General features: G+C 42.7%; 14 protein-coding genes and 3 tRNA genes. 10 read left to right on the forward strand and 7 right to left on the reverse strand.

The genetic code is table 11. The features are described 5' to 3' along the window. Positions 1-426: 426 nt before the first annotated feature. The 5 genes from DWU89_RS08500 to DWU89_RS08525 all read right to left on the reverse strand — a co-directional run bounded on the left by DWU89_RS08500 (position 427) and on the right by DWU89_RS08525 (position 4,325). Positions 427-963, reverse strand: coding sequence for a hypothetical protein (locus DWU89_RS08500; protein WP_115499223.1), 537 nt, complete (start codon positions 961-963; stop codon positions 427-429). A gap of 59 nt (positions 964-1,022) precedes the next feature. After that, positions 1,023-1,478: a hypothetical protein gene (locus tag DWU89_RS08505; protein WP_115499224.1), complete on the reverse strand. Its 456-nt coding sequence runs from the start codon at positions 1,476-1,478 to the stop codon at positions 1,023-1,025. Between the two features lie 69 nt (positions 1,479-1,547). Continuing rightward, positions 1,548-1,958, reverse strand: a complete 411-nt coding sequence (locus tag DWU89_RS08510; protein WP_115499225.1) for a hypothetical protein — start codon at positions 1,956-1,958, stop codon at positions 1,548-1,550. A gap of 1 nt (position 1,959) precedes the next feature. After that, complete coding sequence (locus DWU89_RS08515; protein WP_147292108.1) at positions 1,960-2,370, reverse strand: hypothetical protein; 411 nt, start codon at positions 2,368-2,370, stop codon at positions 1,960-1,962. Positions 2,371-3,335: 965 nt separating this feature from the next. Beyond that, positions 3,336-4,325, reverse strand: a complete 990-nt coding sequence (locus DWU89_RS08525; protein WP_115499228.1) for a sugar phosphate isomerase/epimerase family protein — start codon at positions 4,323-4,325, stop codon at positions 3,336-3,338. A 141-nt stretch (positions 4,326-4,466) separates the two neighbouring features. On the opposite strand from DWU89_RS08525, the gene DWU89_RS08530 reads away from it, so the two are divergent. Then, positions 4,467-5,426, forward strand: a complete 960-nt coding sequence (locus DWU89_RS08530) for a FimB/Mfa2 family fimbrial subunit (protein ID WP_115499229.1) — start codon at positions 4,467-4,469, stop codon at positions 5,424-5,426. Between the two features lie 55 nt (positions 5,427-5,481). Next, on the forward strand, positions 5,482-5,892 hold the full coding sequence (locus tag DWU89_RS08535) for a hypothetical protein (protein WP_115499230.1): 411 nt from the start codon (positions 5,482-5,484) through the stop codon (positions 5,890-5,892). Between the two features lie 35 nt (positions 5,893-5,927). Here the strand turns inward: DWU89_RS08535 and DWU89_RS08540 are convergent. Both DWU89_RS08540 and recO read right to left on the reverse strand, forming a co-directional pair. Beyond that, positions 5,928-5,999 (reverse strand) — tRNA-Arg (locus DWU89_RS08540). A gap of 71 nt (positions 6,000-6,070) precedes the next feature. Next, positions 6,071-6,796 carry a DNA repair protein RecO gene (recO, locus tag DWU89_RS08545; protein WP_115499231.1) on the reverse strand — a complete coding sequence of 242 codons (726 nt, stop codon included), beginning with the start codon at positions 6,794-6,796 and terminating at the stop codon, positions 6,071-6,073. A 93-nt stretch (positions 6,797-6,889) separates the two neighbouring features. Between recO and DWU89_RS08550 the strand changes: the two genes are divergently transcribed. The 8 genes from DWU89_RS08550 to DWU89_RS08585 all read left to right on the forward strand — a co-directional run bounded on the left by DWU89_RS08550 (position 6,890) and on the right by DWU89_RS08585 (position 13,389). Then, a complete protein-coding gene (locus DWU89_RS08550; RefSeq protein ID WP_115499232.1) occupies positions 6,890-7,285 on the forward strand; it encodes a DUF2721 domain-containing protein in 396 nt (131 codons plus the stop codon). Between the two features lie 132 nt (positions 7,286-7,417). Then, positions 7,418-7,489: transfer RNA gene (locus DWU89_RS08555), tRNA-Glu, on the forward strand. 42 nt (positions 7,490-7,531) lie between these two features. Then, a complete protein-coding gene (gene rpsT, locus DWU89_RS08560; protein ID WP_115499233.1) occupies positions 7,532-7,786 on the forward strand; it encodes a 30S ribosomal protein S20 in 255 nt (84 codons plus the stop codon). Between the two features lie 67 nt (positions 7,787-7,853). Next, positions 7,854-7,925 (forward strand) — tRNA-Glu (locus DWU89_RS08565). 162 nt (positions 7,926-8,087) lie between these two features. Then, a complete protein-coding gene (gene gyrB, locus DWU89_RS08570) occupies positions 8,088-10,043 on the forward strand; it encodes a DNA topoisomerase (ATP-hydrolyzing) subunit B (RefSeq protein WP_115499234.1) in 1,956 nt (651 codons plus the stop codon). 103 nt (positions 10,044-10,146) lie between these two features. After that, positions 10,147-11,925 (forward strand): gamma-glutamyl-gamma-aminobutyrate hydrolase family protein, encoded by a 1,779-nt coding sequence (locus DWU89_RS08575; RefSeq protein WP_115499235.1) that lies wholly within the window; start codon positions 10,147-10,149, stop codon positions 11,923-11,925. A 10-nt stretch (positions 11,926-11,935) separates the two neighbouring features. Next, positions 11,936-12,934, forward strand: coding sequence for a M28 family peptidase (locus DWU89_RS08580; RefSeq protein ID WP_115499236.1), 999 nt, complete (start codon positions 11,936-11,938; stop codon positions 12,932-12,934). Positions 12,935-12,963: 29 nt separating this feature from the next. After that, a complete protein-coding gene (locus tag DWU89_RS08585; protein WP_115499237.1) occupies positions 12,964-13,389 on the forward strand; it encodes a SufE family protein in 426 nt (141 codons plus the stop codon). The last annotated feature ends 125 nt before the right edge of the window (positions 13,390-13,514 follow it).

The following is a 13,514-nucleotide window of genomic DNA, read 5'->3' on the forward strand; positions in this document are numbered from 1 at the left end:
TTTTTGCGCTTTTTCTTATTATAATAAATCAAATCTACAATTAATACGATTATACCTAAAACCAAATAAAAATGTGAAATAGATAAGACTGCATTAATATACGTGGAATTTCCAATAGATATTCCACATATATCCATAATAGGAATAATCCCAAAAGATTGAAAAACAGAAAGTCCTACAATTGAATAAAAAGTAGGAGTTTTTTTCTCTTTTATCATCTTAGTATTCCACCAATATAATCGACAATACATATAATCAAAAAAGTTCATACTATTTACTGTTTAGTTTTCATGTTTCTATTTACCTACTTGATTATCAATAGCATTTTAATATTCCAGGAGTAATCGCTTTTTCTATAACAGAAAGTGCAATCGCTTTTATATTTTCAGACTGTGCCTAATAAATGATTTAAAATATCACAAATAATCACTTATCTTTATAGCCTTTATATTTGAATGTATATCGGCCATATTGCATACGATCAATTATATCAAGATAGGACATCACAGAACCGATCTCTACAGGTTGGATATCTTTAGTAAGCTTTCCTATCCGTATATGAGGTTCATTTATATGCCAGACATACCAATTTTCAGCAGGATCTACCCATTCTATTTCTGTCGGAGAATGAACTATGCATTCTTGCGCAGTTCCAAACAAAATTTTTTTATATTCTTCACTGCCTGTATCTTTTGATTTCCCCACCTTATACCAGGCATTATACACAACTCCAGATTTTAACACTGTATGGGCGTAAAACTCAACTTCATCCTTCACTATATCATCTATTTCCGGCTTATTATCCATTGGATAATGTGTCTTAAACACACGGATAACAGAGCTATTCAGTTGTTCCATATCACTAACGATATACTGGAAATATCTTTTATATCGGCCATCAATTTCTGAGCAAAAAACATCCCCTATCTTTGTTACTATTCGCTTTCTTCTTTCATCTTTCATATCTTTATTTCTTTATTCCATACTATTTCCAGAATTTAGACCGTATTTCATTCCGCAAACTAAATATTACACCCCATCTGGATAAAAAATGCTTTCATATCTTCATTAAATCTTTTCTTGTCGAATTTCTTTATCGCTATTGGATACTTTAGCTCTTCAAGAAACCGCATCACTGTATTTGCAATAATATTATACCCCTCTTTTCTATCAGACACAATAAAAGCATCATAATTCAACACTAATTCACAAGAAAACAGTTTTGTTAATCGCACTTCTTCCACAGTGAGACCCTTCATACATTTATCTTTATAATATTTAGGTCTTCTGGGGTTAAAAAAATTTTGAAATCCAGGACTAACACAGATCAAGCTAATATCATATTGAGCAACACTTTCAAGATATTCTTTTTTAAAGAAAAATTCTTTCATCTTTTGATCCAGAATATCCAAATCTTCACGCTTTGATGTTTTGTCAAACTCAACAGAAAGCACAGAGCAATTAATAGAAATTTCCATATATACTTATATAAATTAATCCTTAATCATTCTAATTTTCCAATTTCATTATGATCCGTACTTTTTTAATCACAAACTATTATTTACTATTTCAACATCATTTTCTGATATTATTTTAACACATCCTCCATTAGTAAAAATAGAATAACATTTCAATTTACACAATCTTTCCATTGAAATATAATTCTTCATTTCCTCTTTATATTCTATCAAGATCGGATCTTTATCATTTATTTCGGAAGATGATATATAATAATCACCTACTATATTATGATGTAAATCAATATAAGAACGATGCACATTTCTAAAAACACACTTTACTTGCGTTTCAAAATCCAACAAGTTATCATCCTCAACATCAGCATCACAAATATTTAATACAAACTGAATTGAATTACTATTTTCGACATCAGCAAAATTACATAATAAACTTTTTATCACTACATCATGATAAAAATAATCATAAAATAGATATTTCATGCTATATCACATTTACATTAAACTCTTCTTCATATATAGTCAAACCACCATTTTCACATTCATCTAACAAATCACATGAAATATTTAATGACTTATCTATAGAAAAGATGTGTCCATCATATACCTTTAGCAATATTCGATTATCATGCAAAATAGCATAATGACAAAAATAATCGATAAGACTATCGTCTTTTATTAGTTTCTGTTCTAAATAAAGTATACAATCAGAAGACAGTTTAAAACAATAGTCATATTGATTTTTATACACGCCTATATCTGACAAATATCTTTTAATATCAAGAATACAACCATCATTAAATGCATTATTAATATAATCACCAACATACAATAAACTTTGAGATGGCAATTTACTCATAATTGATAATAATAATTGAATTTTACAGTCTTCCATAATCATACACATCATACTAATTAAAACAAAAAACATAAAATCATCGCTACTTATATTTCGTTTAACGACAAAGATACCTATTTTTCAAATCTATCTGTACATATAAGGACATTCGATTTTGCTTACCTTGATAATATTTTAAGCTTCCACTCACCTGATTGATTTTTCTCAAAATATTCATATACGAACTACATCACTTTTATTCAAATTCATATTAGAAAATTCTCTTTCAACCTTAGAATGGTATTCTTTAATTTTCCAATGACCTTATTGTACAAAATTTCTTTTCAAAGCCCCAAAACGCCCCCGAAAGCAAACAAATGTTAATCATGTTTTTCAGCCTCAAAAAGGGACTTTTTCCTCTTTTTCGGGAGTTCTTTGCCATTGCGACCGTCCTCTTCGCCATTATGACCGTCCCAATAGGTAGTGCACTCGGCAGCCCGCAAAGATTTAGACGGTCGTAATTGAGATTTGGACGGTCGTAATTGAAAAGAGGACCGTTTTCAGGGCAAAAAACCACCAAAATTTCCTTTGGATATTTGAAGCGCGGTCCGTTTTATTTTGCTACAAGCGATTCTCCGGGAGTTAAGGTTTATCACTTTGTCAGTATTTGCGCCTTTCAGCAAACAAACTGCACGCTTTTTGTAATGCCCCCGGCATCTCACTCCGCCTGTTGTCAAAAAAGAGAGGTGAAACGGTGAAAAAAGTCAATCAAAAATGGATCAACTTTTCGGACGAAATAGAAAAATGACCGGAAAAGGGGGTTATTGTATCATTTAACAATTAACAAAAGCTATGCATACCGGACTTGAAAGTAATCCAAAATTGCTTTATAGTTATCTTGCGCAGTAAGCCACGATACACTATGCTATCGGCAAGTTTTACGCCAAAAACCGCTTTAAAGACAGCGATTCTTACCGGTATCGGCAAGAATCGCATTTATTTTCTTTTCTGAACACCACTTCTTATTTCTCAAAACAGGCATCAAAAGCATGGGCCGACGGTTCGAAATCGACCTGCTTCACAAAAGCACAGGATTCGCGAGCGCCATGCTCACGATCCATGCGGCTGTCTTCCCACTCGACTGAAAGCGGTCCCTGGTAGCCGATATCGTTCAAGGCACGGATAATCTCCTCGAACTGGATTTTGCCACGTCCCAGACTGCGGAAATTCCAAAAGCGGCGAGCATCGCCAAACGTCGAATGACCACCGAAAACACCGATCTGCTTAGGCGTATCGCTCCAATACACATCTTTCATGTGAACGTGGAAAATACGGTCGGAAAACTGGTTGATGAAATCAACATAATCAACACTCTGGTATCCCAGATGGCTCGGGTCATAATTGAAACCGAAAGCCGGATGGTAATTGACTACCTCAAGCGCTTTCCGGGCAGAATAGGTATCAAATGCAATCTCGGAAGGATGGACCTCAAGAGCAAAACGAACTCCCAACTCCTGGAACGCATCCAGAACCGGTATGAAACGCCGTGCAAAATCAGCATATCCTTCATTTATCATTTCATCGGAAACAGGCGGAAAAGAATAAAGCCATTGCCAGATCGAACTGCCGGTAAAACCGGCTACGATATTCAAACCTAACATTTTAGCGGCACGGGCAGCCTGGATCATATATTCGGCTGCACGCTGGCGAATACCTTCGGGATCACCGTCTCCCCAAATACAATCGGGCAATATCGATTTATGGCGCTGGTCTATATTATCGCAAATAGCCTGGCCGATCAGATGGTTAGAGATACAAAACAGTTTCAAACCATGTTTATCAAGCATAGCCTTGATACCCTGATAATACTCGGGATCTGTCCTCCGAACATCCAAATGGGAAGGCAAACCCAACTCTACACCATCAAAACCAAATGATTTTGCTTTTTCACAAACAACTTCCAGCGGGAGATCTCCCCACTGCAGCGTACATAATGTTACAGGACGTGCCATGTTTCTCTTTATTTTTAAGGTTACTACATTGTGTCTATTCGACAAATATAAAATTTCTTTTTAAATTTATCTGCAAATATTTTTTATTTCTAAAGTTTTATGTTTCCTTTGCTTCCGTTAGAAACAACAAAAAGCTTAGCTATGAAAAGAGAAGTGTTATATGCACTTGCCTGTGTGCTTTACCTGACAGGCTGTAGTAACAATCCCTCACTCGAGGAAGTCGTTAATCCGGAAAAAGAAATTTATCCCGTCCAATTCAGTATTCAAATGGAAAAAGAAGTCGTGTCTTTTCCCGCCACCCGCAGTATGCCCGATAATACAATACCGGAACCATCGGTGTCAAAAGCAGAGGGAGATAAAGAATTGAAGGAGTTATGTACTACTATTGAATATGCTGTATATCAAAAGACGGAAGAAGCGGATGCGCCCGTTTATGTCAAAAACAAACAATTCGTTTGCGATGCCTCAGACAAAGATATCGACTTCGGTATTGTCTACGACAGCCTGCCGCAAGGGGATTATACATTTTATTTCCTGGCACATAACTCAAAAACGGCAACATTATCCAATTCCATTTTCTCTTTCGATAACGTTTCCGATACATTCTATGGAGCACTGCCCCTAAAAATAGGAGCTACCGATGAAATCAATGAAGACATTACTCTGGAACGCATTGTCAGCCGCATCGAATTTATGGCTACCGACTCGGTTTCCGACGAGCTCAAACAATTCGATATGGAGATCGACGGGGTAGCCAATCAGCTGGACATCACAACCGGCCTGGGGATCAAGACATTGAAAAAACAAACCCTTTCATATATATTCAAGAGCGAAGATATTGGGATAGTAAATAAAACACATTCTTTCTACACCTTCATTCCAGCGACCGACAACAAAATATCCGTCCACCTCTCCGCCATCGCCCAAAGCGATGAACTGATCCGTGAGCGGCAAATCGACAATATCCTACCGGAACAAAACAAAATCATCCGCTACAAAGGCCGCCTCTACAGCCGTTCAGAATCCGACGACACCTTCCAGATCAGCATTTTCAATAATGGGGAATGGGGAGAGGAAAAAGAAGAGGAGTTGCCGGAATGAGTAGCATATAGTTTTTATTCATATCTTTGTCTCTTGAATATAAATGTATGGGACTATGATTAAGAAAAATATACTCGGTTTTTTGTTATTGCTGTCAGTATTCTGTTTATTCAACAGTTGTGAGGATGATCCGTATTACGATGACTACGGTTGGGCAACCGATGCTTTATGCAATAATACTTGGGTTGATTTTTATACAAATAATGATGGATACGAATGCGAGCAACGGCTTGATTTCTATGATGACCATACAGGAAAGGATTTTACAATTATCTATTATCCCAATGGTATGACCGACGAACTGAAAACAAGTTTTTACTGGGATTGGGAAGACAACTTTTTTGATTCTTTCTATGTAGAGTATGCAAATGGGACTGATTATTACGAGGATGTCCGAATTAGCGACAGATATTTAAAATGCCTCCTCAATGGAGATCGGGTTACATTCGAACCATTCTACTGGTAACAAAAAAGGCAATCAGAAAATGATTGCCTTTTTTGTAGCTCCGCCGAGAATCGAACTCGGATCTAAAGTTTAGGAAACTTCTATTCTATCCGTTGAACTACAGAGCCCTTTTTGTTGTAAGTGCGGGCAAAAGTATAACCTTTTCCGCAAACTGGCAAGTATTTGGAGGAGCAATCTGTTAATCAAACAGACTTTGCATGACCGATAGGGACTTTATTTCGGGGAAATCCGGCAGGTGCAAACGATAATATTCAAGAATACGGCTGATGACGTTCACGCGGTCCTGACGGGAAAAAGAATATAAGGACATATTTTCAAAACTAATCTTCAGCAACCGGGCAAAGACCACGCTTTCCTCCCGGTTCAGATAATGGCGGTGCATCGGAATATGCTCGACAAACACACCGTTCAGCATATCAAAACAGGAACCTGCCACATACGAATCCGCATTCGGATAGATCCCCATATAATATAAAAGCCGCAGCAAGAACACCAGATGGAAATTCGCCACCCCTTTATCCGACAGCTCCAACAGTTGTATCGACTCATACAGATATTCAAAAAGCCGCGAATCCGGTTCTGTCTCCTTCACCACCCGGAAAAGGACTTCGGACAGGAAAAGCGCAAGTACATTCTTGACCGGATTACAAAACAACTCCGTAAGCGGATAGCAAAGTTTCGTTTCACGAATGCGGTGCAAATCACGCTTATTCAGATGCTCGACTTCCATTTCCACAACCGAAAGAGGCATAAAGAGCGCTTTCGAGACAGACGACTTCTTTCCCCGGCTGCGGGCAACCAGATAGGAAGCACGTCCGAAAGCCTCCGTGTACATATATATAATAGAGTACTTATCGTTATATGGAATGGAATGCAGGACAATCCCACGCGTTTTACACAACATATCACCGTTATTTGGATAGCAAAGTTACAACATTTTCCTTTTCCGCTTTGTTTTATTACATAACAAACTACTAAATTATAAAGTACATATAATATGCAGGAACTTACGCTTACCACTCCGTCGTTGCTCTTCTCGGCAGTCTCGCTTATCCTTCTGGCTTATACAAACCGGTTCATTTCGTATGCGAGCCTCGTGCGTACGTTAAAAGAAAAGCACCAGCAGACACACGATCCGAAAAATGTCGCACAGATTGCCAACCTCCGGAAACGGTTGTATCTGACGCGTTCCATGCAAATATTAGGACTGCTCAGCCTGCTCTTTTGCGTGATATCGATGTTTTTCATCTACATCTCCTGGCAAATCATCGCAGCTTGGATATTCGGAGTCGGACTCTTGCTATTGGCCGCCTCACTATGCGTATGTATCTGGGAAATAAACATTTCAGTCAACGCATTGGAAATTCACCTGCAGGACATGAGTTCGAAATAGATGTTAAATGCGAAAGATTCTATATATTTTCCCTTCAAATATTTTGCCAGTTTAAAGAGAACATCTATCTTTGCACTCGCAATCGGGAAATCAACAATCCCAGAGAGCTGAAAGTGAGAACTTTGACAGGATGGCCCGTTCGTCTATCGGTTAGGACGCAAGATTTTCATTCTTGAAAGGGGGGTTCGATTCCCCCACGGGCTACAATAAACAGGATTAAAGAATAAATAAAGAGAATAGCTAACAATGGCAAATCACAAGTCATCTATTAAGAGAATCAGACAGACCAACGCAAAGCGTCTGCATAACAGATATTATGCAAAGACTGCAAGAAATGCAATGAAGGTTTTGCGTGCTACTGAAGACAAGAACGAAGCTCAGGCTCTGTATCCGAAGGTGTGCTCTATGTTGGACAAGCTTGCTAAAAAACACATTATTCACAAGAATAAGGCCGGCAACTTGAAATCCAAATTGGCAAAACACGTTAACGGACTGGCATAATAAAGGTATTATACTTTATATAGTATAAAGCCGGACTAATTAATCAGCCCGGCTTTTTTAAACCGCCGGCCCGTTCGTCTATCGGTTAGGACGCAAGATTTTCATTCTTGAAAGGGGGGTTCGATTCCCCCACGGGCTACCTTTTAGAAAGAGACAAAGTTGAACTTTGTCTCTTTTTTTGTTATATCTCCACATTTGACTATTTTCACACTATCCATACCTTCTAAGTCAATTATTTTCACTATATTTGTTAGCTTTTTTAGACAGACAGATAATTACAGATTTTAAACGATAAAGACTCATGAGTGAAGAAATTAAGAATACTTCTACAGAGTACTCTGCGGACAGTATTCAGGTGCTTGAAGGGTTAGAGGCAGTGCGTAAAAGACCGTCCATGTATATTGGCGATACCAGCGAAAGAGGCCTGCACCATTTGGTATACGAAGTTGTTGACAACTCTATTGATGAAGCATTAGCCGGATACTGTTCCCGAATAGAAGTAGTGATAAACGAAGACAATTCCATCTCGGTAACAGACGACGGCCGTGGTATCCCGGTAGATATTCATGAGAAAGAAGGCGTCTCTGCGCTTGAAGTTGTATTGACCGTTCTCCATGCAGGAGGTAAGTTTGACAAAGGCTCTTACAAGGTATCCGGAGGTTTGCATGGCGTAGGTGTATCCTGTGTAAACGCACTTTCCACTTACCTGAGAGCAGAAGTCCGCCGCGACGGAAAAATCCACATGCAGGAATTTGCTTGCGGCAAGCCGCTCCATCCCGTCGAAGTTATCGGCGAAACCGACACGACAGGAACAAAGATCATGTTTAAGCCGGACGGAAGCATCTTTACCGTAACAGAATATAAATATGAGATTCTGGCCACCCGCCTACGTGAGCTCGCCTTCCTGAATGCAGGTATCACGCTTACCCTGACAGACAAACGCGTCACGAAAGAGGACGGCAGCTATAAATCCGACACATTCCATTCCGATGAAGGTTTGAAAGAATTTGTCCGTTACGTAGACCGTTCCAAAGAACAGCTGATCCCGGACGTGATCCACATCACAACGGAAAAACAGGGTATTCCGGTAGAAGTGGCCATGACGTATAACACCTCGTTTAACGAAAGCGTATTCTCGTATGTAAACGATATCAACACCATAGAAGGAGGTACGCACCTGTCCGGTTTCCGCCGCGGTTTGACCCGTACACTGAAAAAGTATGCGGACGACTCCAAACTGCTGGAAAAGGCAAAGGTTGAAATCTCCGGTGACGACTTCCGCGAAGGTCTGACAGCCGTTATCTCGATCAAGGTAGCGGAACCCCAGTTTGAAGGGCAGACCAAGACGAAATTAGGGAACAACGAAGTGACCGGCGCGGTAGACCAGGCTATCGGCGAAGCATTAGGCTATTACCTGGAAGAACATCCGAAAGAAGCCAAGGTTATTGTCGACAAGGTAATCCTGGCTGCCCAGGCACGCCAGGCTGCCCGTAAGGCACGCGAACTGGTACAGCGCAAGTCACCGATGACAGGCGGCGGTCTTCCCGGCAAGTTGGCAGACTGTTCGTCCAAAGACGCCGCCCTTTGCGAGTTGTTCCTCGTCGAAGGGGACTCTGCAGGCGGTACAGCCAAGCAGGGACGCGACCGTAACTTCCAGGCAATCCTGCCGCTTCGCGGTAAGATCCTGAATGTGGAAAAAGCAATGGACCACAAGATCTTCGAAAGCGAAGAAATCCAGAACATCTTCCGCGCAATGGGTGTGACCATCGGAACCGAAGACGACCCAAAGGAACTGAACCTGAGCAAACTGCGCTACCACAAGGTGATCATCATGACCGATGCCGATGTGGACGGAAGCCACATTGCCACTCTGATCCTGACCTTCTTCTTCCGCCGCATGCGTGCGTTGATCGAAAACGGATATGTTTATCTGGCTACTCCTCCCCTCTACTTGTGTAAGAAAGGTAAGATCGAAGAGTATTGCTGGACAGACCAGCAACGCCAGGTATTTATCGACAAATATGGCGGAGGTAATGAGAACCAGATTCATACACAGCGCTACAAAGGTTTGGGAGAAATGAACGACCACCAGTTGTGGGACACGACCATGAACCCGGAAAACCGTACGCTGAAGCAGATCACAATCGACAGCGCAGCCGAAGCAGACCAGATATTCTCCATGCTGATGGGTGAAGATGTTGGTCCACGCCGCGAGTTTATCGAAGAGAATGCTACGTATGCGAATATTGATGCGTAAAGAATCCCATGGGCATGCAATTTCAGTTGGATGGGCATGAAACTAAAATTGCATGCCCATCCGACTATTTCTTCATAATTCATAATTCATAACTCATAATTCTATGAAAGTCCGCCGTCCGAATTTAGAGGCCCTCTACAGGGAAGTTGATAATTATATACCGAAAAAAGAACGTCTTCAACCTCCCCGCATAGGAATATCCGCTAACCGGAAAGACGGACTTTCATGTATAGCCGAAACGTATGTACAGGCAGTCTTGAAAGCCGGAGGCGCTCCGGTTTTAGTTCCCGTAATCACGGATATCGAAGCATTGACGGCTATCATTAACGGACTGGACGGATTGGTCATGAGCGGTGGCGGCGACATCAACCCGCTTTACATGCAGGAAGAACCGATCCCGGCTCTGCAGGATGTGGACAGCTACCGGGACGAATACGACCTGATTCTACTCCGTCTGGCTACGAACCACCAACTGCCCGTTATGGGAATATGTCGCGGCCACCAGATACTGAACGTAGCATTCGGCGGCGACGTCTATCAGGATATCCACTCCCAACACGAGCTAAAACTGCTGAAGCACAGCCAGACGCTTCCCCGTGAGCAGGCATCCCATTCCGTCACGCTTAGCGACAGCACTTCCAAGCTCAGCACTATATTGGACGGAGCGCCGGAACTCTTGGTCAACTCTTTCCACCATCAGGCCATCAAAGAGCCTGCGTCCGAATTTATCGCGACGGCAACAGCTCCCGACGGCATCAACGAGGCAATGGAACATCCTGAAAAGGAGATATTCAGCGTACAATGGCATCCCGAAGCAATGGCGGCTAACGATGACGAACAGATGTTGAAACTATTCAGGCATCACGTCGAATCGTCCCGCCTGTTCAAAGAAGCCAAACGCATCCATCACCGGAACGTGACGCTCGATTCGCATACCGACACCCCGATGATTTTCCCGGGCGAGTTCAACATCGGCCATAAAGAAGGCGGCAAAGTAAATCTTCCCCTTATGGAAGAGGGATTGATAGATGCAGCCATCATGGTCGCTTACATCCCGCAAGGGCCGAGAGACACCGCATCGTTGCAGAAAGCAACCGACTACGCGATAAACCGCCTGCAGGAAATACACCGGCAGATGGATATAAACCGTCCCCGTATGTGTATCGCCTATACGCCTCAGGAAGTACACGTTCTGAAAGCAGCCGGCAAGAAAGCAATCATGCTGGGCCTGGAAAACGGATACGCCATCGGCAAAGACCTCGAAAACATCACCCGCTTCCGCGACATGGGCGTTTCTTACATAACCCTTTGCCACAACGGGAACAATGATATCTGCGACTCGGCACGGGGCGAAGCGGAATGGAACGGACTGAGTCCTTTCGGGAAAGATGTGATCCGCAAAATGAATGAACTCGGCATACTGGTCGATATTTCGCATGCCGCAGAAAGCACGTTCTACGATGCGTTGGAAACCAGTGCCTACCCGATTATCGCCTCCCATTCTTCCGCCCGTGCACTCTGCAACCATCCCCGCAACCTGACGGACGAACAGTTGAAAGCATTAGCGGCACAAGGCGGCGTGGTACAAGTATGCCTCTACAAAGGATTTATCAATGAAGACGCCGAAAAGGCATCCCTGAGCGATGCTATCCGCCACATCACCCACATTGTCGACCTGATCGGAATCCACCATGTAGGCATCGGTTCAGACTTCGACGGAGACGGCGAACTGATCGGATGCCGCGCCAGCAACGAGTTGATAAACATCACTGTCCGCCTGATCAAAGAAGGCTATACGGAAAACGATATTGCCAAAATATGGGGAGGCAACCTGTTGCGTATCATGAACAAAGCGCAATCCGCCTCTAACAATAAGATATAAACGACAAGATATGACTAAACTAATTTTATTATTATGCACGATGGCCCTGTTTGCATGCGGTCAGAAAGGTTCCGGTGAGACGACGGAACCCGCGACGGAAGTAAAGAAAACGACGGCGGCATCGGCACCTTCTTTTGATGCCGACAGTGCTTATTCGTATGTGGATAAACAGGTCTCATTCGGCCACCGGGTTCCTAACACGCCGGCACACAAGGCTTGCGGAGACTATTTAGTATCCGAACTGAAACGTTTCGGCGCACAGGTCTACGAACAGGAAATGACACTCACCGCCTACGACGGGACTCCGTTGGAGGCGCGTAACATTATCGGCGCCTATAACCCGGACAGCGACAAGCGCATGATCCTTTTCGCCCATTGGGACACACGTCCTTATTCAGATCATGATCCCGATCCGGCCAACCACCGTAAGCCGCTCGACGGAGCAGACGACGGGGCGAGCGGTGTAGGCGTCCTGCTGGAAATTGCCCGCCAATTCAGTATGAAAGCACCAAACATTGGCGTGGACATCATCTTTTTCGATGCGGAAGACTACGGAACGCCCGAATTTGCAAAAGAAAAATACAACGATACCAGTGATACTTGGTGCCTCGGCAGCCGCTTCTGGGGCAAGAACCCGCATAAGCCGAACTACAAAGCCGAATTCGGCATTCTGCTCGACATGGTCGGGGCCAAAGACGCAGTGTTCTATAAAGAATATATCTCCATGCGCTATGCCGCCCGCTATGTGGACGAAGTATGGGAAGCGGCTCGTAATCTCGGTTACGGCAAATACTTTATCAATGCAAGCGGTGGCGGCGTAACCGACGACCATGAAGCGGTAATCGAAGAAACCGGCATCCCTTGTTTAGACATTATCAATTATGACCCGCAGTCGGATAAAGGTTTCCGCGACCATTGGCATACGCAGAACGACAACATGGGCAATATAGACAAAAACGTACTGAAAGCTGTCGGCCAGACAGTGCTCGAAGTAGTGTATAACAGGTGAAAGTTGAAAATTAAAAGTTAGATAGTAAGATGACAATCAATGAACTTCAGGACCAGGTAATCGAAGAGTTTTCAGACTTCGACGACTGGATGGACAAGTATGCGTTACTGATAGACCTTGGTAACTCGCTTCCCCCTTTGGAGGAAAAGTACAAAACCGAAAGCAACCTGATAGAAGGTTGCCAGAGCCGCGTTTGGTTGCAGGCAGATTACGTTGACGGCAAAATCCTGTTCAAAGGCGAGAGTGATGCGGTGATCGTAAAAGGGATCGTCTCCCTGTTAATCAACATTATTTCCGACCATACTCCGCAGGAAATACTGGATGCAGACCTCTATTTCATTGAAAAGATCGGCCTCAAAGAACACCTCAGCCCCACCCGCTCGAACGGCTTGGTAGCCATGGTCAAACAAATGCGCATGTACGCTTTGGCTTTCCGGACAAAGGAACAGGCATAAACAAAAACATTATTTAGATATCCCAACTGTTCAACCCTTCACCTTTTCCTGCATAAACATTAATTTATATGTGGCAGGAGCGGGTGAAGGGTTTTGCTCTAAATAATACTCATTTCATTTGCTTA

Origin of the sequence: Parabacteroides acidifaciens (assembly GCF_003363715.1) — a bacterium.
GTDB classification, from domain to species: Bacteria; Bacteroidota; Bacteroidia; order Bacteroidales; family Tannerellaceae; genus Parabacteroides; species Parabacteroides acidifaciens.